Source organism: Mesorhizobium sp. P2_B5, assembly GCF_056404775.1.
Window position 1 is genome coordinate 165,309 of the sequence record NZ_JBFUDJ010000009.1, and the last position, 19,547, is coordinate 184,855.

A 19,547-nucleotide genomic window follows, 5' to 3' on the forward strand; every position below is an offset into this window, starting at 1 on the left:
GGACGCGGCGCACTCGGGCGGAGAGACGACCGATGCGCTTTCGGCTATGTTCGGTAGCGAAAGGCATCAACAATGGCTTTGAAGGCGGACGAGAGATTGCGCCTGCTCGGATAATAGAGATGGTAGCCTTGGAAAGTCGGGCAGAAGTCCGTCAGAATTTCTTGCAGTCGGCCGGCCTCTATGTACTGCTGGACGAGCGCCGTCGGCGCGTAGGCGAGGCCTATGCCGTCGATGGCAAAATCCAAAGCGGAGCTTAAATCGCTTAGAGTAAGCTGCCCGTTCACCCGTACGCTGAATTCACGACCGTCCTTTGCAAACTCCCACGCATAGAGCGCGCCGGAAGTCTGCATCCGCAGATTGATGCAATTGTGTTCGGTCAGCTCGACGGGACTGGCAGGCGCGGCGTGGCGTTCAAAGTAGCTTGGCGCGCCTACCACACAATAACGGACATCCGGCCCAATACGCACCGCGACCATGTCCTTTGCGACTGCCTCTCCCAGCCGCACCCCGGCGTCAAACTGGCGCTCGACGATATTGGTGAAGCCGTTGTCGACAACCAGCTCCACCGATATGTCCGGATATCTGAGAAGGAACTCCGGCAGCCGCGGCCTGAAAATCATTTCCGTCACATCGTCCGGGCAAACGATGCGAACCTCACCAGATGGCGTGTCGCGCAAGGCGCCGAGGGCGCCGACCTCGGCGGCAATGCTTTCGAAGTGAGGTCCGATGCGCTCGGCAAGGCGCTGACCGGCGGCCGTCGGCGCGACATCGCGCGTCGTGCGCGAGAGAAGTCGCACGCCCAAATTTTCTTCCAGAGCGCGGATCGTATGGCTGAGCGCAGAGCGCGTCACGCCCAGCTTCGCGGCTGCGCGCGTAAAGCTTCTTTCCCGTGCAACCTCAAGGAAGGCGCGCAACTCGGCTAAATCGTCCCGTCTCATTGGTGAAACCCGCTCAACACTTCATACAGATTATACCTTCTAGTGGCTCAAAGCCAGCACGCCTATCTTGCCAATCAAGGATAGGAAAAACCGATGGCTCTGGAATTGACACTGGACGACCGCTTGCCCGCGACCCGCGCCGGGACCCCTTGGTCAGCGGTCATATGCCTTTCTCTCCTGAGCTTCCTGCTTGTCGGGCTGGAATTCATGCCGGTAAGCCTGCTGACACCCATTGCCAGGGACCTGAACGTACTGGAAGGGCAGGCTGGACAAGCCATTGCGGTGTCGGGCTTCTTTGCAGTGATCACGAGCCTGTTCGGTACATCGGTACTGGGACGGCTCGACCGCAAGATGGTCGTCTTGCTTTATACTGCAGTGCTGGCCGTTTCGAGCCTGGCGGTCGCCCTCGCTCCAAACTTCTTCATTTTCCTGCTGGGCCGCGCGCTTGTCGGCATTGCCATCGGCGGCTTCTGGTCGCTATCGGCGGCCATCCTGGCACGCCTGGCGCAACCCGCAGACCTGTTCCGTGCGATTTCCGTTCTTCAGGGCGGCACCGCGCTTGCCGTCGTGGTCGCTGCTCCGGTCGGCAGCTATCTGGGGGAACTGATCGGCTGGCGCGGTACTTTCCTTATCACCGTTCCGATCGGCCTTGTCGCCCTCGTGTGGCAGACCGCCATTCTCCCGAAAATGCCGGCGCGGGCGGCGGGCTCCGCATGGAGCGCTTTCCGCCTGTTGCGCAGCCGCACATTCGCGCTCGGTATGGCCGCGACCGGCCTTGCCTTCATGGGCCAGAATGCGCTGTCCATCTACATCAGACCATTCCTCGAAAACGTCACCCGCCTCGAGGTGAGCAGCCTGTCGCTGACCCTTCTGGGGCTTGGCATCGGCGGGATCATCGGCACCTCGCTGATAGGCCTTTTGCTCCGCCGCAGCCTGACGGCCGCCGTCGTGGGGCTTCCCGCCATACTCGCCTTGCTTGCACTCCTGCTGATCGCTTCCGGACCGCTGGCAGGTGTCACGATCACGCTGCTGGTCATCTGGGGATTCTTTGCCACGCCCACCCCGGTCGCCTGGGGCACCTGGCTGACCCGCATCGTTCCCGATGATCTCGAAGCGGGCGGCGGCTTGCAGGTCGCGCTGATCCAGCTGTCGATTGCAGGCGGCGCGTTCGCCGGGGGCGCGTTCCTCGATACCGCCGGCTGGTGGAGCACTTTTCTGTTGGCCAGCGTTCTCCTTACAGCCTCAGCGGGATTGGCACTTATCGCCAGCCGCGCCCGCTAACCCAACAACACAAAGAAGGAATATGTCATGACCAACGGAATCGAAAACAAGGTCGTTGTCATCACCGGCGCAAGCAGTGGCCTCGGTGAGGCTGCCGCGCGCCATCTCGCAGAGCGCGGAGCGACAGTCGTTCTCGGCGCCCGCCGGGCAGACCGCATCGGGGCCCTTGCCGGCGAACTGACCGCAGCCGGCTACGAGGCCCGCGCCATTGTGACGGACGTCGTCGATCGCGATCAGGTCAAAAATCTCGTTGACACTGCGGTGCGCGAGTTCGGCCACGTTGACGTGATGCTGAACAATGCCGGGCTCATGCCGCTTGCACCGCTGGAGCGGCTCAAGATCGACGAATGGGACCGTATGATCGACGTCAACATCAAGGGCGTCCTCTACGGCATAGCCGCGGCGCTTCCGCACATGCAGGACCGCAAGTCCGGGCACATCATCAATGTGTCTTCCGTCTACGGTCACTTCGTCGATCCCGGCGCGACTGTCTACTGCGCCACGAAATTCGCCGTCCGGGCCTTGTCCGAAGGGCTGCGCCGCGAGGTGAAGCCGTACAACACTCGCACGACCGTCATCTCGCCCGGTGCCGTCAGCACGGAGCTGCTGGAGCACATAAGCGAGAAGGACGTCCAGCAAGGCACCAGGGACTTTGTCAGCAAGATCGCAGTTCCCGCTGACACGTTCGCCCGCATGGTGGCGTTCGCGATCAGCCAGCCGGATGATGTCGACGTGAACGAAATCCTCTTCCGTCCGACGGCCCAGCCGGTCTGAGGCGGATCGAGCATGACCGGCCGGTTTACCCCCATCACGCGTCGCGCCCTGGTCGGTGGAGCCTTGGCAGCTTCCTTGCCCATTGGCGCCAAAGCCCAAACGGGGCGCGACCCGGCGAGCCAGGAGCCAACCAGATTGAGAATCAAACTCAGCTTCAACGATTTGACCCTGACCGCTGTGCTCTATGACAATCCGTCAGCGCGCGATCTGGCATCGCTGCTTCCTCTTGACCTCGCCATCGAAGACTTCGGCAGCAACGAGAAGATCGTGCGCCTGCCGCGCAAGTTGACCGAGGACGGCAGTGGACCGTTCGGAAACGAGCAGCCCGGCGATCTTTGCTACTTCAAGCCCTGGGGCAATCTGGCCCTGTTCCACGACAACTATCGCTGGGACGGGCTGATCCGTCTCGGCCGATTTGAGGGCGGCTTCGAACCGCTGCTTGTGCGTGGGAAATTTCCTGTGCGCATCGAACGCATCTGAAACCAGCCGGCGACGCCCCCGGACGCCAATTCCAACAGAAAAGGACTTCCCATGCGAACCAACCTGAAGATCGCCATCCTGGCGATGGCCGTTGCCGTAACCGCACCGGCCTTCGCCCAGAATGACAAAGCCAGCATCTATGGCTCATGGGAGATGACATCCCTGCAAAGCACCAATGCAGACGGCAGTGTGGTCGAGGTGCCGTATTCCGGCCAGGTCATCTTCGCCAAGGACAGCACGCTGTCAGTGCAGGCCATGGACGCGAATCCGGCTGCAAAGTCCACGACGTACACGATTAATGGCTATGAAGCCTACTATGGCCCGGTCGAGGTCAATGAAGGCAACGGCACCTTCGCCATCACGGTCAAGTCGTCGCTCGTGCGCGATCTGATCGGGCAGCGCCTGGAGCGCAAATACGAAGTCACCACGGACCAACTCGTCATCTTGCCATCTAACCCCGTTGAAGGCTGGCGCGTGACTTACAAGCGCCAATAAGGGCAGTTTCTATCGCCGAGCCGGGACAGCTCTGATGCCCCTTCGTCGGATCGGCCAGGACGGTCCAGTCCACATCTGTCACCTCGTCTCGACCGCTCCCCCGCGCATGAAGCGAACGCCGTCCTGCGGCGTGAGCTGGATGTGCAATGTCCGTCGGAGCGCGTGGACGCCGAATGTGCGCAGGTCCTCGTTGAAGTCGCCCCTCCGCGGAGACAGGGCAAGCGTCTCAATGCCTGCTGCTTCGGCGCGTTCGGTCAATGCCGCGAGCGCCGTGTCGCCTGCGGCGTCGGCGTCGCGGGCGATGTAGAGCCGACGCAGCGTCGGCGGGAGCAGAAGGGCTGCAAGGTGGTTGGCCGAGAGCGCGGCCGCCATCGGCATGGCCGGCACAGCACAGTGCAGCGACAGCATCGTCTCGATGCCCTCGCCTACAGCGAGTACGTCGTCGGCAGCGCCAAAGCGGACGGCATGGCCGAGGAGACCGCCCATGGCTCGGCGCGGCGTGTCGATCGGCGCCTTTCCGGAACCGTGGCGGGCAAGCCAGGTGCGATGCGCGCCGGTGATCGTCCCTTCGAGATCGGTGACAGCAGCGACCATCGCTGGCCAGCTCTCGGTCGGGCCGTCGCCCTCAGGTCGATAGTAGCAGCGCGGATGAAATCGAAGACTACCCGTGCCGCGCAAATTCCTGATGCCGCGGTTGCGCAAATAGGTGGCGACCAGCGTGCCGCTGATCGATCGCGACACGGCGAAGAGGCGCTGCGCCGCTTCGGGCGATCCGGCGGGGACAGGTGTGCGAACAGATGTCGGGGCCCGGCAGAGTTCGGGCTGCGGCAGGCTGAGAAAGCGCCGCGCCTCATCGGCGACATCGCGAAAATCGACGAGCCCGCAGCTCTCGCGGATGACGTCGAGGAGATCGCCATATTCGGCTGAGGCGGCATCAGTCCAATGCCCGGCCGCACCGGGACCGGATTCCGGCCCATTGAGCCGGACAAACATCGATCGGCCGGGCGTGTTGCGCACGTCGCCCACCGTCCAGTAGCGGCCCCGGCGTCGACCATTGGACAGGTAGTGCCGGCAGACCGCCTCTGCGTGGCGAGCCAGGCGGCGAGACAGTTCGGAAGCGTCGCGGGGCATCACGACACCTCCCGCGCGCTGACATTATGTTGCGTAAAAGCCGTCGATCGCCTGCAGGACAGCGCCCAATCGCGGCGGCGCAACACAACCCTCGGCGCAACATACTCGGTCCATTTCCCTGGCGGCCCCTTCGGGGATGGCTGCAGACGCACGAACATCGAGCGGCCCGGCGCATTGCGGACGTCGCCGATGGTCCAATAGTTGCCCTGGCGACGGCCATCGGCGAGGTAGTGGCGGCACACCGCCTCGGCATATTCGCCGAGGCGGTGTGCGAGGTCGGATGCAGCGTGACGCGGCATCATGCAGCCTCCCGCTCACTGACCCGCTCGATTGGGAAGCGGTCGAGCAGGCGCACCAGCACGGCAAGCCCGTTGGCGTCGATCGGCACGAAAATCCTGAGCTTCCACGAAATGATTTCGTGGAAGAGACCGTAGGCGGTGAGGCGCTCGCGCATCGTGTCGGTGAAGCCGGACAATTCGATGCGCCACGCGCCCATGACGCGGCTGCGGCGAAGCTGGAGATCCTCGGCAAGATCGAGGATGGCCCGGCCGTCCAGCAGAGCCGCAAACGCCTGCTCCGGCGACAGCGCAACAACGTTAGTCGCAGAGGCGTTGGCGGCCCATGCCGGCGAGACGCGGCGGCCGATGAGGCGCTCGCCCTCGTCGGTCTGAAGTCGATAAACGCGGGTCGACTCGTTCGGCAGGCGCTTCCAGATCGGTAGCAGCAGGCCGGTGACCATGTACAAGACCGAGTCCGAAAACTCCGGCACCCCCGCGATTTCGGCGGTCCAGGCAGTTGCGAACGCCTCGCGGTCGGCCTCGACCCAGCGTGTTTCCCCCATGGCCTTGAGCGGCATGTTCTGGCCTTCCATCGGCCGGATCAGGCGGACACGTCGCTCGACCTCGCCATCGTCGAGCATGACGCTGGGGGTCGGGATCTGTACGGCGGCGCGGCCCGATTGCTCGTTGATAAGCAGTAAGGCACGCGGATCGCGGAGATGATCGAGCGCCGCATTGAGCGTGACGGGCCGATTTCGCTTGCGTTCGGTGATCGTGAGCATGCGGCTTTCGGCGCCGGTGCGAGGATGGGTGTAGATCACCTGCCGATCGGTGACGACGAAGTTTTCGGCCTGCAGCGTCTCCAGCCCGGCATCGTAGCTGCCGGACGCGATCGCGCCCTCGATGCGCGCCGCCAGCAGTTGCTCGAAGGCACCGAACAGCACGCCCTGCAGCGCAATGGTCAGTGCGAGCAGGCGATTGAGGAAGGTGGTGATCGGCGGCAACTCGTCCTTGATGCCATTGGCATCCATCAGCTTGAGACCGGTCACCGCCTCGAAACGCTCGAGCGAGCAGCCCTCGACCTTGCCGCGTACGATCAGCAGATAGAGTTGCCGTAGCGCATCGCGGGCATAGTGGCTTTCCAGATTGTCCTCTGGCCGGAACAGGCCCTGGCCGCCGGTCTGGCGCTGGCCGCGCGTGATTGCGCCCAGCGTGTCGAGCCTCCGCGCGATCGTCGAGAGGAAGCGCTTTTCCGCCTTCACATTGGTCGAGATCGGCCGGAAGAGTGGCGGCTGCGCCTGATTGGTGCGATGTGTGCGGCCCAGGCCCTGGATTGCGGTATCCGCCTTCCAGCCGGCCTCGAGCAGATAATGCACACGCAGCCGCGTGTTCCGGGCCGACAGTTCGGCGTGGTAGCTCCTCCCCGTTCCGCCCGCGTCCGAAAAAACCAGAATGCGCTTCTGGTCATCCATGAAGGCCTGCGTCTCGGCGAGGTTGGCTGACCCGGCACGGTTTTCAACGACAAGGCGCTCGCCCTTGCGGACAATGCGGCGCGAGCGACCGGTGACCTCGGCCACGATGTCCACCCCGAAATGCTGGACGATCTGGTCGAGTGCGCCGGGGACAGGCGTCAAGCTGGCGAGTTTGGCGATCAGCTCGTCGCGCCGGGCGACCGCCTCGCGGCTCTCGACGGGCTGGCCATCGTGGTAGACCGGGCGCGACGACAGATTGCCCTCGCTGTCGGTGAAGGGCTCATAGAGCTGCACCGGGAAGGAATGGGCGAGATAGTCGAGCACGTATTCGCGCGGCGTGATGTCGACTCGGACGTCGTTCCATTCCTCAGTCGGCAGCTCGGCCAGCCGCCGTTCCATGAGCGCCTCGCCCGTCGAGACGATCTGGACAACGGCCGCATGGCCCTCCTCCAGATCGCGGGTGATGGAGCGGATCAGGGTCGGCGTCTTCATGCTGGTCAACAAATGACCGAAGAAGCGCTGCTTGGCGCTTTCAAAAGCGCTGCGCGCGGCCGACTTGGCCTGGGCATTGAGGGTGCCGGTGCTGCCGGTGATGTTGGCAGCCTGCATGGCCGCATCGAGATCGTTATGAATGATGCCGAAGGCGCCGGCATAGGCATCGTAGATGCGGACCTGTTCGGGCGTCAGCTCATGCTCGATCAGCTCGTATTCGACGCCGTTGAACGAGAGCGAGCGGGCCGTATAGAGGCCGAGTGCCCTGAGGTCTCGTGCCAGCACTTCCATCGCCGCCACGCCGCCGGCCTCGATCGCCTCGACGAACTCGGCGCGGGTCGAGAATGGAAAATGCTCGCCGCCCCAGAGGCCGAGCCGCTGGGCATAGGCGAGATTGTGCACGGTCGTCGCGCCAGTCGCCGACACATAGACGATGCGGGCATTCGGCAGGGCGTGCTGTAGCCGCAGGCCGGAACGCCCTTGCTGGGAGGGGGCGGCGTCGCCGCGTTCACCCTTGCCGCCACCGGCGTTTTGCATGGCGTGCGCCTCGTCGAAAATGATGACCCCATCGAAATCCGGGCCCAACCATTCAACGATTTGTTTGACCCGCGAAACCTTCTCGCCGCGATCGTCGGAGCGCAGCGTGGCATAGGTGGTGAATAGGATGCCTTCCGCATGCGTGACCGGCTTGCCCTGCGGGAAGCGGGATAGCGGGGTGATCAACAGGCGCTCCATGCCGAGTGCAGACCAGTCGCGTTGCGCATCCTCAATCAGCTTGTCGGACTTGGAGATCCAGACCGCCTTGCGCCGGCCTTGCATCCAATTGTCGAGAATGACGGCGGCGGACTCGCGGCCCTTGCCTACACCCGTACCGTCGCCGATCATGAAGCCTTGCCGGAAGCGCACGGCCCCTGCGGTGGCATCGGCCGCGGCGCTAACCACGTCAAAGGTATAGTCAAGCAGCCAGGCGCCGGCGAGATACTCGGCGTGAGCCTCGCCGGCATAGATGACCGTCTCGAGCTGCGCGTCCGAGAGCAGGTCAAGGACGTTCTTCGGCAGGCGCGGCCGGTAGCTGGGCTTGGGTGGCGCCACCGAGGCCATGGCCGCCGATTGAACGAGCTGGGTGGGGTGAGCCCGAGAGCCGGGGATGCGGATCGCCTGAAGCCCGTAGGCCTCATAGATGGCGTCGCTGATCTGGCCGTCCTCGGCTGCCTGCCAGTCGACAGCCTCATAGGCGAGGTCGATGGCTTCCGGTTCGGCGATCGACATGCGTGGCGTGGTTCTCGCCGCGCGTGTGAGAGAGCCGTGCACGGTGCGGGGTGCGGCGACCGCCGATGCCGCGCTGGAAACGGCGGCCATCACGACCGGCGGCCGCGCGGGAAGGCGCTCCTCAATCCACGCGAGGAGCGTCGCCGCATCCGGAGCGATGCCGGGAGCATCCGCGAAGACGGTGGGATTGTCCGCCGGGAGCTTGTCGATGACGGTGAGGCGTGTCGGAAAGGTCGTGCCATGCTTGGCGTAGGCCGAGCCGCCGATGGCGGCGGAGAAGACGACGCGGCCACGTTCCTGCAGGCGAGTGAAGGCGGCGGTCCAGGCCGGATGGTCGGGCGCGAAGTTCGCACCGGTGATCGTCACCAGCCGCCCGCCGGGCGCAAGACGCGCCAGCGCCGAGGCGATATGCCGCCAGGCCGCGTCGATCATGCGGCCCTCGACATTGGCCATGACCGAAAAAGGCGGGTTCATCAGCACCACGCTCGGCACGGCGCCGGGATCGAGATGGTCGTCGATCTGGGCGGCGTCGAAGCGGCTGGCGGAGACGGCCGGAAAGAGGCAGGAGAGAAGTGCCGCGCGCGTCTCGGCAAGCTCGTTGAGGACGAGCGAGGCGCCGGCTGTCTCGGCCAGGATGGCGAGCAGCCCGGTGCCGGCGGAAGGCTCCAGCACACGGTCGGCGGGCGTGATGGCGGCGGCCGTTGCCGCGACCAGGCCGAGCGGAATCGGCGTCGAGAACTGCTGGAAGGTCTGCGCCTCTTCGGATCGGCGGGTATGCGTCGGCATGAGACCGGCGATCTTCGACAATGCGGAAAGCCGGAGAGCCGGCGACGCGGCCTGGCGGAACAACGCCTTGCCGTACTTGCGCAGGAATAGGACCGTCGCGGCCTCGCAGGCATCGTAGGCCTGCTTCCAGTCCCAGGCGCCGGCAGCGTCGGAGGCCCCGAATGCGGCTTCCATCGCCGAGCGCAGGTTTGGCGCGTCGATGCACTCGCCGCGTTCGAGACGGGGAAGCAGCAGGCCAGCGGCGGCGAAGATAGCGCCGGCTGCAAAGCGCGCGGGCGGTTTGGGGGTGTCGTCCGAGTAGCGGATCAGCGAGCCGAGCGGGGCGTTGTCATAGACGATGTGGGCGGACATGGATGTCTCCTGAAACGAAAAGGCCCGACAGGGCGTCGGGCCACGAGGGTGAGGTGAAAGGAAACGGGGAGGCCGGAGCCGGCCCGTCGATGGGTGCTATTCGGCAGCGACCGCGTGAGCGATGTCCTCATCGGCTGCCGCCGAGTCGTCTTCGTGATCGCCGGCGAGGAACTCGGGCAGGTCAGGTTCCTCGCCCTCGCCCGGCTGCGCGGGCGATGCGTCCTGATCGATCATACGGAGCGGTTCGGGTAGCCAGCCACTATCGGCAAGGATGCGTTCGGCCTCCTTGGCCATGTCGCCCTTCTTGAGGTGGTCGATGAGTTGAGCTGCCTGCTCGCCGACGCCCTCACGCACGGCTTCGAGGATGCGGGCCTTGGTAACGCGACCGAGATAGTTCTCGACCGTCGGACGCCAACCCGCATCCACCATGTCGAGCCCGGTGGCGTGGGAGAGCCGGTCGGCTTCGCGCAAGCGTTGCTCCAGCCCGTGCTGGGAAACGCCGCTGCCATAGGGGTTAGGCCGCTCGAACAGCGCGTTGATCCCATAGCTGACGCAATGCGCCAGCAGTGTGTGCTGACTGGCTTCATCGAGACTGTCGAGCCAGGCCCACAGAGTCTGGTCGTCACCGAGCGGGATGTCCCCCGTCCACGCCTCATGGCGTTCGTCGATCGCCTTGGCCGCGGCGCTGTCTTTCAGCTCGGCGTCTTGCGTCGGCAAGTGGACATGTCGGACGAACGCCTCGAGGCAGCCGGTTGCGGAGCGATGACCGAAGGTGTCGAGGACGAGCCGATGCAACAGCGCCGTGATCGCCACATGCTGGTTCTCGGCCACGGCATTGCGCAGCGCCAACGTGCGATGCGCGGTCAGCTCGATCACCAGGCGTTCGGGCAGCGGCTTAATGGCGTCGCCGTCATCCTCATCGGGCTCGGACGTTTGCGCGCCGATGGTGATGGTGGCGCGGCGAACCGAACTATCGTCCCTGCCCTCCTCGCTCTCGGTCGCACCGTCGGGCTCGGCGGCGTCATCGTCGACCGCTTGCATCGCTTCGTCCTCGGGGCGCACATATCCGCGATCGACGATCAGGTCCCCGGCACGGTCGATGCTGATGAAGGCACCGGCGCGGCCGATATCGGCGGGATCGTAGTTCATCGGCCGGCTCTCGAAGGCCTCAAGCGCAGACTGGATCTCGCCGAGACGCTGATCGACCTCGTCGGGGAGTTCGTCGGATTCGCCATACTCGGCTTGCAGCCGATCGTACTCCGCGCGCAGGGCTTCGCGTTCCGCCCGCTCCGCGTCGGTCAGATTGACGGGGGTGCCGGCCAGTGCCCGCAAGCCGTGATCGTGGCCATAGGGCAGATCGACATCGACGACGATCCATTTCCAACCCTCTTCCGCGATCTCGTCGGCGGCGGACCTGAGCTTGTCCCGGACCAAGCGGTCGAGCAGAACGGGCTCCTGCAGCCAGCCGCCATTGTCGGACTCGAACAGGTCGCGCAGCACCACGCCGCCGGCAGCGACATACGCCTCGACACCGACGAACAGCGCCCGGCGATCGGTCGCGCGCACCGTGGTCTCCGTCAAAAGGCGCCGGATCTGCTGCGGTTCCCTCGACCAGGAGTTTTCGAGCGCCTCCCAGACCTGCTCCTGGCGGGCGTGGTCGTCGGTCACGGTAAAGGCCATGAGCTGCTCGAGCTGCATGCCCTCCTGCTCGTAGACCTCGTGCAGCTTGGGCGAAACCTTTGCGAGTCGCAGGCGCTGCTGGACAAAGGTAGCGGACACGAAGAAGCGTGCCGCAATGTCCTCGTGGCTGGCGCCCTGGTCGTGCAGGGTCTGGAAGGCGCGAAACATGTCCAACGGATGTAAATCTTCGCGCTGAAAATTCTCGGCAAGTGAATCCTCCTCGATCGGGACCTCACTGTCGGCGTTGGTGACGACGCAGGGAACTGGCTCGGTCTTGATCATGCGCTTCTGCTTGACCAGCAGTTCCAGCGCGCGATAGCGGCGCCCGCCAGCCGGCACCTCAAACATGCCGGTCTCGTTGCCCTCGCCATCCAACACTGGCCGGACGTTGAGGCTCTGGAGCAGACCCCGCCGCCCGATCGAGGCGGCTAGGTCCTCGATCGTTTCCCCGCGCTTGATGCGCCGGACATTGGATTGGCTCAGCATCAGCTTGTTGAAGGGGATATCACGCGAGGCGTTGAGGGTGATCTTCTGCTTGGGCGTAACCATGTGGACTATCTCCGCGACGGGCGGCTGAGACTCTCTCGACCTCCAAACCCGTCACAAAGGAAGACGCAGCCCTCTCACTCTGAGGACTGCGCCGCACGCGGAGCTGAAGGGACACAAGGCCGCAGACACGCTTTGCGCATCTGCGGCCTTGCGGATTTCGAGCCGAGATCTCACGCGCCCTCCCGACCAGACTGGGCGGCCAGATAGAGGACGCGTTCGGCGTCGCGAATGCTTCCGGCCCGGCGGGCCGCCTCTGCCCAGGCCGAAATCGGCAGGTCGGTGGCAAATAGAATGTCGCGCTCGATGCCCATGCCGAAGGGCAGCCGGACCGACGTCATCTCGAGGAGTGAGAAACTGCCCAACTCGGGATAGCCTAGATCGGCGAGACCGAACATGGCGTCGCCATCGGCACCCAGCTCCGTCGCGAGCCAGGTTCCTTCGCCGAGCGGATTGAAGAACTTCACGACCGGTGCGTGATCGGCGTTGCGCTCGCGGCCATTGGCGAGCAGCCGCTCGCGCAGTTCGTCGGTGAGGAGGATCATGCCGCCCTCCTGTCGATCTCGGCCTCATCAACGTCGACCGGGCCAGCCTCGGCCGCACCGTCAGGTTGCGGCAGGAAGGCAAGCAGCCAGTCGGCCGCCTTGCTGGCCTGGGAGGCGGCACGAACGATGGCGCGGTTGTCTTCGCGCAGGACCTCGAGCCAGGAGGCCAGGTAATCGGCGTGGCGCACGGTTGGTACGATGCCAAGCGAGGCGCAGCAGAAGGCTGCGTTCATCTCGGCGACCAGTTCCTCGAAAGCATATCTCTTGGTGCCGAAGGCGCCTCCGAGGTCGCGGCCGACGCGGGAGGCATGGCCGGTCGCATGCCCAAGCTCATGCAGGGCGGTGCGGTGCCAGTCGATGGTCTCGAAATAGGCCTGCGGGGGCGGCACCCGCACGTAGTCCTGCGCCGGCACATAATAGGCACTGCTGCCACCGATGCGGAAATCGATACCTGTCGCCTTGATCAGCGTCTCGACTGTAGGCTCGATCAGTCCGGGTTCCGGTGCAGGCGGAGCCGCGGCCAGATCGTCGGGCAGATTTTCGCATTGCGCTACGTTGAACACAATGAAGCGTTTCAGGAACGGTATGGCCTGTGCCGCCTCGCCGGTTTCCCGAGCGCGATTCTTCGCGTCGTCAGGGATGAAGCGGTCAGCATAAACGACGGTGGTGCCGTGTTCGCCCTTTCGGACATGGCCGCCCAGCAATAGCGCCTGGCGGAAAGTCAGCCAGCCCTGGATGGGAAAGCCATGCTCGACGACCGCTCCCCACAGGATCAGCACGTTGATCCCGGAATAGGCGCGGCCTGTCGCGGCATTGGCCGGCATAGCAAGGGGCGCTTGCGCCGCCGCCGTGCCCCAGGGCTGCACCCAGGGAAAGCGCCCTGCTTCCAGTTCGGCGATGATCTTGCTGGTGATATCGTCATAGAGGCTTGACCGGTCGGCGCCGGCGCGAGCGTAATGTCTGGACATCGCGGTTCTCCGCGACGGGCGCCGAAGGCCTCTCCTCCAGCTCTCAACCCGTCACGGCAAACCGGTCCGTACTCTCACTCTAGACGGCGTTGCGGGGGGTCTCCCGCAGAAGGGGGACGCTCTCGAATTTTGGGCAAAGGCGGTCCGCGCCAACTGCTTATTCCTACCGGACTGCGTGGCGGATGCGCTCGGTAAGCGTTTGTTCGACGTCGAAATAGCCTTCCCAGGCTTCCGGCAGCTGAGCCCGCGCGGCGGCGGCGAAAACATCGAAACCGTCGGCGCTTTCGCAGGAGGGCAACTCCTCCCAGCTGACGGGCACCGCGCACCCCGCCCCCGCGCGTGCCCGAGTGGACCAGGGACAGATTGCAGTGGAGCCCTGGCCGTTGCGTAGGTAATCGAGAAACATTCGGCCCTTGCGCTTGGCCTTGCTCATGTTGGCGACGAAGCGCGACGGATCTGTACGGGCCAGCAGTTCGGCGAAGTCTTGGCAGAAGCTCTTGACCTCGTCCCAGTCTGCCTCCGGGACGAGCGGCACGACCACATGAACGCCCTTGCCGCCGGACAGCAGCGGCCACGACTGCAGTCCAAGCGCTTCCAGGATGCTCCGTATGTCGAGGGCTGCCTGCTTGACGGCAGTGAAGCCCAAGCCCTCGTCGGGGTCGATGTCGAAGATCATGCGGTGTGGCAGATCCGGCTGCTTGCGCAGGCTTCCCCAGATGTGGAATTCGAGCACGTTCATCTGAACGCCTGCGATCAGCCCAGCCAGGTCATCGATCCACAAGATCCGGCTTTCCTTCCCGGACATCTTCTCCAACTGGCCGTCATGGATGGCCTTAGGCATGCCTGGCAGTCTGTGTTTCTGAAAAAAGGTCTGTTGCAGGTCGCCGTCGGTATCGCGCACCAGCGATAGCGGCCGATCCTGGATGTGCGGCAGCATCTTCTCGGCGACCACGGCATAGTAGGCGGCGAGCGTGGCCTTGGTCACCTTGGTCCCCGGATACATGACCTTGTCCGGATGCGTCAGCTTGACGCCGACAGCAGCGGCGATCTCCTTCCCGATTCCCGGATCGAGATTGGCGGAGCCAGGCGTCTTCGGCATTTCCATCACCACCTGGTCGGCTGGCTTGTCTTCCCGCATGCCCTTAAAGCTTGGATGCCGCAAGCTGCCGTCCGATGTCACTTCGGCATAGGTGACCTCGGCAACAAACTCGGGCTTCACCCATCGGGCACGGCGGGCAATGTCTCGCGGAACGGAGGCGAAAGCCGGTTTGTCAACACGGCGTGTCTCGAGCTTCGCGAGGATGTCTTTGCGCATCGCCGCGGTGAACCCCGTGCCGACGCGGCCGCGATAGATGAGCTTGCCATTGTCGTAAGTGCCGAGGATTAGCGAGGCCATGCCGTGTCCTGTATCACTTGGTCGATAGCCGCCGACGACGAATTCCTGTCGCTTCGTGCACTTGATCTTGAGCCAACTCCCGGTGCGGTCGCCGACGTAGGAGCTGCCGGCACGCTTGGCGATGACGCCTTCGTGGCCGCCCTCGCACATGGCGTCGAACACCCTTTTGCCTTGGTCGACGATGTGGCTGGAGAATTGCAGGCTGTCGTCAGGGCGGCGCGCGCCCAGCAGGGATTCAAGTCGCGCCTTGCGCTCGAGGAGCGGCTGGTTCGACAGATCTTCGCCATCGCATTCAAGCAGATCGAAGGCATAGAACTTGAGGGGCATACCTGCGGCAATGCCGGTTTTCAGCATGGAGAAGTTCGTGCGGCCCTGGCTGTCGATCGCGACGATCTCGCCATCGATCAGCATCGCGCCTTTGGTCAGTCTCTGAAGCGGCGGCAGGATGACCTTGAACTGTCGGGTCCAGTCGTGGCCATTGCGGGTATAGACGACGACGTTCGAGCCGGAGATGGCGACTTGGGCACGATAGCCGTCGAACTTCATCTCGAAGAGCCAATCCCCGCCCGTCGGTATGTCATCTGTCAATGTGCAGAGCTGGAACGACCGAAACCCGGGCAGCGGATATGTAGGGATAGATTCTGAGTCTCTGCGCCGTGTGGGCCTTTTGCTGATGCTGAGAGTGCCATCTACAACCGACATGCGGAACTCGGATACATAGTCCCATTCAATACCCTGCCCGGGATTCGGTTCCATGCCCAAGCATCTCCGCGCCGGCGACCGCCGGCGCTCAAAGGAAGAACGGCGTATAAGCCGAAGTCCTGCGCGCGTCCGTAAAACGGGCGATTGTCGCGCGCAGGACGTAGGAAATTCGCCCCCGCCGCGGGCGGTGAACGGGACAGCCGTAGGAGCGTCAGCATAGCGCCGGCCGCAGGACGGGACGCGGGACCGACTGTCCCCGTCCGCGGCGGTCCGCGTGGATCTCGGCAGCAGGCGTTGGCTCCCTGGTAGGCCCACAAGGCGGCGTCAACAGCCATCAACGATCGGCTGTGATCAAAGCGCGTCTGTACTCGATGCGCATAAAAAGCGTAGAGGCGCGCGTCGATACCAAGCTGATCCGCAGAGGCAGTTCAATAAAGACGGCGTCCGTCCGGAGTGGACGAATTCACCTGGAAGGAGCGTCGGTAATGCATTGGGCTGGTGTTGAAGCGGGCCCGAAAAGCTCGGAAATATGTCGCGGAAGACGTAAATCCGCTTGCTAATCCGGTTTCCCGCACGCTTAGCGTGCTATAAAGAAGCAATTCCTTAGCACGCTGCAGTCGAAACGTAATGTAGTAGTTCTTTGGACTTGCTTTTAAATGCTTCCTGAATAAATGCTGAAGCTCTCTTTGGGAAATTCTGCATTCATTCGCCATGGCTTGGATCGACAGCGGATCCTCGATGTTGTCTTGCATCAGTTTCTGCGCACAAAGAAGAACAGGATTTGAATGCCAAGCGTTGCCATTTATGATTTGACGTTGTTGACCTGTCTCGCTTCTGACTGACGGGTAACTCATCTCGTTTGCGACAACATCCCGCAAAACCCTGCCGCAAAAACGATCCAGCATGAAGAGCGCATAGTCCAGGCAGGCGGCCTGGCCCGCGCAGGTCGACCGGTTTCGATCTACGACAAACAGCTGTTCGACGATCTCCGTTTCGGGATATAGCTCCTTGAACGACGCCAACGTGCTCCAATGGCCGGTGGCCTTGAAACCATTGAGCAACCCCGCTTCCGCGAGAAGCAGCCCACCAGCGTCCAATCCGCAAAGATGGGCGCCAGCAGATGCCTGCCTCCGGAGCCATCGAAAAAGCGAGGCTTTGCCTTGTCCGCCCCAGGCATACGAGGAGTACAGAAGCACAAGGTCGTAAGTTGTCGGCGCGTCGATCGTAGCTGTAGCGGGAATCGAGATGTCTAGATTGGTGTTGGTGCACTGGCCGTCGATAGAAACAAATTCGATCGTGAAAAGGCGCGATTTGCTCATCCGGTTGGCGGCGCGAAACGGCTCTATCGCCAGAAGCGTGGCGTAAAGCGACGGCTCAATGCAGACGACCGCTATGCTGTGCTGGGCGTCAAAGGGCGACGTTCGATTCCGTTTCTGTTCCATCTAACGGTGCTCGTATCCAAACGTCCCTAATGCTGACCAGCGTGCCATGGTTTAAGGGGGACTAGCGATAAGCGCAATCCTTGTTGCGTAATGCGCTATCGGCCTTCGTCTGCGAGCTGGCGCTGCCAGGCCCCCATCCCGCCCGCCGCTCCAATGAGGCCGTAGCGTGTCTTGGAAAACGTGAGCTTGACCTATTCGTTGGAAGCCCTCCATCCATCACGACCATATCGTGCTTCAGGATCTTGGACTTGATTGATGGGGAACACTTCAACGGCACAACTTGGGCGAATTGGAAGACCAAGTTCACCAGGCGGTCGCCACCCGAACCGTATCCGACGGCTTTGGCCACTCTGATCGCCCGCCGAGCGGAGCACTTTGATAAAAAGGGAGAGCGCAGACTTGAGGATTGGTAGCGGCGCAAACCTTGTGGCCATTACCATTGGCACAGCTATTGCGCCCTTCTCCGACCGCGATTCCGTCTTTAGGTGTTTCACGTCCTTCGAAGCTCCATTGATCGACAGGGCTAAGACCCTGGCTGCGCCGTTCATCCTCAATCGGCATCCCGACTGCGTCAAGCGTTGAAGGCCGAGGAAAGCCTAGCCTTACCGCCAGACCGCCTATCAGGCGCGGTCGGCTCGAACAGGATTGCGGTAAACGCAATGTTGTTGGCGCAAAGCGATATGCATGGGCCGCAATTCGCTGGCAAGCTACTGAAGGGCTGCGCCTAGAACCGCGCTACGCGCTCAGTGACGGGCCCAGGATACGATGGGAGATGACAATTCGCATCACTTCACGGCCAGTGCGTTAAACATAGACATGCACGATGATATATCATATCAAGGGCTAATAATGCCGGAAGACGTAACAATGGGAGTTGCTACAATGATGGTTATGCAGAACAGCGGTGCCCACGCGGCTCGCATCCTTCGGAGAAATACGCTCGCTCTCTCGCTGGCGGGTGCGGCGATGCTGATGCCCTTCGGTGTTGGCGCGAGCCAAGCGCAAGACAAGCCACTGGTGGTCGCGCGCGATATGGATATCAATTCCTTGGATCCCGGGCGGGCGTGGTGCGACACTTGCCAGATCTATTTGACGTCCACTTATGCGCGCCTTGTGAATCTCGACAAGGATAACAAGACGATCGTGCCGATGTTGGCGGATAGCTGGACAGTCAATGCCGACCAGACCCGTTTCACGTTCAAGCTCAATCCGAAGGCGGTCTTTTCCGATGGCTCGCCGGTGGAAGCGAAGGACATAAAATGGACGCTGGAGCGATTCAAAAACGTCAAAGGCAACGCCTCATATCTTGTGGATCCGATAAAATCGATCGAAACGCCGGACGCGCAGACCGTCGTCATTGATCTCAACGCGCCAAACTCGGAGTTCCTGAGCGTTCTGTCCGCGCCTTTTCTGTCCATCCTCAATTCCAAGCTCGTTGCGGAACACGGTGGCGACGCCGGACCAGACGCTGCTACCAAGGACACTGCGGAGCAATGGCTGCTCGCCCACTCCGCAGGCGCGGGTCCGTTCGTCCTCGCGTCATATAGCCCGAACCACGAGGTACGGCTGAAGCGCAACGACAAGTTCTGGGGCACGCCGGCCGCTCTCTCCGAGATCATCCTCCAGCAATCGAAGGGTGGCGTGAGCCAGCTTCAGCTCTTGGAGGGCGGTAGCGCTGACATCGCGATGCAAGTGGACCCGACCACGGCCAAGGGCATAACCAATCCCGACATCGTCGTTGATGCCCAGCCCTCGCTTAACATGGTCTATGTCGCTCTTTCTCCCGGGGCCAAAAATCTGTCCAATCCGCTGGGAAGCAAAGTTCGCGAAGCGATCGCCCACGCGATCGACTATGATGGAATCATCGATTTGACCCTTGACGGCAAGGGCCGCCGCCTTGCGACTGCCATTCCGGAAGGCTTCCCCGGAACCGGCGGTGCGGAACCCATCTCCTACGATGTGGAGAAGGCAAAGGCGCTCATGAAGGAGGCGGGTGCCGAGGACGGGTTCACCATCGATACCGCGTTTCCAAACGTCAACACATACGGTGTCGACTACAGCTTGATGATGCAGAAGATCCAGCAGGATCTTTCGGAAATAAAGGTTCAGCTCAACCTGGAGCCAATCGAGTTCACCGTCTGGCGCGAGCGTATAAACGGAGACGGGATCCCGTTCACGGCGGTTTTCTATGCACCCGATTATTTCGGGACCGCGCAATATATCCAGTATTTTTCGATGATGAAGGATACCGCTTGGTACAAGCGGGCTGGCGCGGGTAAAGATCCGAAACTCGCCAGGCCCGAAGCCGCGGAGCTGTTGCAGAAGGCTCTCGCCACGAGTGGGGCTGAAAGTGACGGCTATTTCCGCAAACTTGCCGTCGGAATGGCCGAGGATCATATCATCCTTCCGATCGTTAGCCCCGACAACATCTTCGTCTACAAGAAGGGCCTGTCGGGACTTCGTTTCAGCGCTTGCTGCAACATGGTTTTGTCCGAAATTTCCTGGAAATAGAGCCGACCTT

The 19,547-nt window shown here is 62.8% G+C and carries 14 protein-coding genes; 5 read left to right on the plus strand and 9 right to left on the minus strand.

Annotated elements, in window-relative coordinates:
• Positions 1–44: 44 nt before the first annotated feature.
• Complete coding sequence (locus AC1D1N_RS24935) at positions 45–938, minus strand: LysR family transcriptional regulator (RefSeq protein ID WP_436260238.1); 894 nt, start codon at positions 936–938, stop codon at positions 45–47.
• A gap of 93 nt (positions 939–1,031) precedes the next feature.
• On the opposite strand from AC1D1N_RS24935, the gene AC1D1N_RS24940 reads away from it, so the two are divergent.
• Genes AC1D1N_RS24940 through AC1D1N_RS24955 form a run of 4 tightly spaced genes read left to right on the plus strand, consistent with a single transcriptional unit; the run spans position 1,032 to position 3,968 of the window.
• Positions 1,032–2,219, plus strand: a complete 1,188-nt coding sequence (locus tag AC1D1N_RS24940; protein WP_436260239.1) for an MFS transporter — start codon at positions 1,032–1,034, stop codon at positions 2,217–2,219.
• Between the two features lie 27 nt (positions 2,220–2,246).
• The gene (locus AC1D1N_RS24945; protein ID WP_436260240.1) at positions 2,247–2,993 is read left to right on the plus strand and encodes an SDR family oxidoreductase; all 747 of its coding nucleotides are present in this window, start codon (positions 2,247–2,249) and stop codon (positions 2,991–2,993) included.
• A 12-nt stretch (positions 2,994–3,005) separates the two neighbouring features.
• A complete protein-coding gene (locus AC1D1N_RS24950; RefSeq protein WP_436260241.1) occupies positions 3,006–3,473 on the plus strand; it encodes a cyclophilin-like fold protein in 468 nt (155 codons plus the stop codon).
• A gap of 51 nt (positions 3,474–3,524) precedes the next feature.
• Positions 3,525–3,968 (plus strand): lipocalin-like domain-containing protein, encoded by a 444-nt coding sequence (locus AC1D1N_RS24955; RefSeq protein WP_436260242.1) that lies wholly within the window; start codon positions 3,525–3,527, stop codon positions 3,966–3,968.
• A 78-nt stretch (positions 3,969–4,046) separates the two neighbouring features.
• Here AC1D1N_RS24955 and AC1D1N_RS24960 read toward each other — a convergent pair whose 3' ends face one another.
• The 8 genes from AC1D1N_RS24960 to AC1D1N_RS24995 form a co-directional block, all read right to left on the minus strand.
• The gene (locus AC1D1N_RS24960) at positions 4,047–5,099 is read right to left on the minus strand and encodes a DUF7146 domain-containing protein (protein WP_436260243.1); all 1,053 of its coding nucleotides are present in this window, start codon (positions 5,097–5,099) and stop codon (positions 4,047–4,049) included.
• Entirely contained in the window at positions 5,099–5,401 is a 303-nt protein-coding gene (locus AC1D1N_RS24965) for a hypothetical protein (protein ID WP_436260244.1), read from the minus strand. Before AC1D1N_RS24965 ends, AC1D1N_RS24960 begins: the two co-directional genes overlap by 1 nt.
• Entirely contained in the window at positions 5,398–9,747 is a 4,350-nt protein-coding gene (locus AC1D1N_RS24970; protein WP_436260245.1) for a strawberry notch-like NTP hydrolase domain-containing protein, read from the minus strand. Before AC1D1N_RS24970 ends, AC1D1N_RS24965 begins: the two co-directional genes overlap by 4 nt.
• Positions 9,748–9,843: 96 nt before the next feature.
• A complete protein-coding gene (locus tag AC1D1N_RS24975; protein ID WP_436260246.1) occupies positions 9,844–11,976 on the minus strand; it encodes a ParB/RepB/Spo0J family partition protein in 2,133 nt (710 codons plus the stop codon).
• A 170-nt stretch (positions 11,977–12,146) separates the two neighbouring features.
• Positions 12,147–12,518, minus strand: a complete 372-nt coding sequence (locus AC1D1N_RS24980; RefSeq protein WP_256754696.1) for a DUF2958 domain-containing protein — start codon at positions 12,516–12,518, stop codon at positions 12,147–12,149.
• Positions 12,515–13,486, minus strand: coding sequence for an ArdC family protein (locus tag AC1D1N_RS24985; RefSeq protein ID WP_436260247.1), 972 nt, complete (start codon positions 13,484–13,486; stop codon positions 12,515–12,517). Before AC1D1N_RS24985 ends, AC1D1N_RS24980 begins: the two co-directional genes overlap by 4 nt.
• 163 nt (positions 13,487–13,649) lie before the next feature.
• Positions 13,650–15,584, minus strand: a complete 1,935-nt coding sequence (gene ligD / locus AC1D1N_RS24990) for a DNA ligase D (RefSeq protein ID WP_477351692.1) — start codon at positions 15,582–15,584, stop codon at positions 13,650–13,652.
• 428 nt (positions 15,585–16,012) lie between these two features.
• A complete protein-coding gene (locus AC1D1N_RS24995) occupies positions 16,013–17,026 on the minus strand; it encodes a GlxA family transcriptional regulator (RefSeq protein ID WP_436260249.1) in 1,014 nt (337 codons plus the stop codon).
• Between the two features lie 885 nt (positions 17,027–17,911).
• Between AC1D1N_RS24995 and AC1D1N_RS25000 the strand changes: the two genes are divergently transcribed.
• Positions 17,912–19,537, plus strand: coding sequence for an ABC transporter substrate-binding protein (locus AC1D1N_RS25000; RefSeq protein ID WP_436262004.1), 1,626 nt, complete (start codon positions 17,912–17,914; stop codon positions 19,535–19,537).
• Positions 19,538–19,547 lie beyond the last annotated feature (10 nt).

What these genes read in the sequence shown, in the direction of transcription:
- AC1D1N_RS24940 (WP_436260239.1), top strand. Translation starts at nt 1,032, where the DNA reads ATGGCTCTGGAATTGACACTGGACGACCGCTTGCCCGCGACCCGCGCC.
- AC1D1N_RS24935 (WP_436260238.1), bottom strand. Translation starts at nt 938, where the DNA reads ATGAGACGGGACGATTTAGCCGAGTTGCGCGCCTTCCTTGAGGTTGCA.
- AC1D1N_RS24985 (WP_436260247.1), bottom strand. Translation starts at nt 13,486, where the DNA reads ATGTCCAGACATTACGCTCGCGCCGGCGCCGACCGGTCAAGCCTCTAT.
- AC1D1N_RS24950 (WP_436260241.1), top strand. Translation starts at nt 3,006, where the DNA reads ATGACCGGCCGGTTTACCCCCATCACGCGTCGCGCCCTGGTCGGTGGA.
- AC1D1N_RS24955 (WP_436260242.1), top strand. Translation starts at nt 3,525, where the DNA reads ATGCGAACCAACCTGAAGATCGCCATCCTGGCGATGGCCGTTGCCGTA.
- AC1D1N_RS25000 (WP_436262004.1), top strand. Translation starts at nt 17,912, where the DNA reads ATGGTTATGCAGAACAGCGGTGCCCACGCGGCTCGCATCCTTCGGAGA.
- AC1D1N_RS24980 (WP_256754696.1), bottom strand. Translation starts at nt 12,518, where the DNA reads ATGATCCTCCTCACCGACGAACTGCGCGAGCGGCTGCTCGCCAATGGC.
- AC1D1N_RS24970 (WP_436260245.1), bottom strand. Translation starts at nt 9,747, where the DNA reads ATGTCCGCCCACATCGTCTATGACAACGCCCCGCTCGGCTCGCTGATC.
- AC1D1N_RS24960 (WP_436260243.1), bottom strand. Translation starts at nt 5,099, where the DNA reads ATGCCCCGCGACGCTTCCGAACTGTCTCGCCGCCTGGCTCGCCACGCA.
- AC1D1N_RS24995 (WP_436260249.1), bottom strand. Translation starts at nt 17,026, where the DNA reads ATGGAACAGAAACGGAATCGAACGTCGCCCTTTGACGCCCAGCACAGC.
- AC1D1N_RS24965 (WP_436260244.1), bottom strand. Translation starts at nt 5,401, where the DNA reads ATGATGCCGCGTCACGCTGCATCCGACCTCGCACACCGCCTCGGCGAA.
- AC1D1N_RS24975 (WP_436260246.1), bottom strand. Translation starts at nt 11,976, where the DNA reads ATGGTTACGCCCAAGCAGAAGATCACCCTCAACGCCTCGCGTGATATC.
- ligD (WP_477351692.1), bottom strand. Translation starts at nt 15,584, where the DNA reads ATGTCGGTTGTAGATGGCACTCTCAGCATCAGCAAAAGGCCCACACGG.
- AC1D1N_RS24945 (WP_436260240.1), top strand. Translation starts at nt 2,247, where the DNA reads ATGACCAACGGAATCGAAAACAAGGTCGTTGTCATCACCGGCGCAAGC.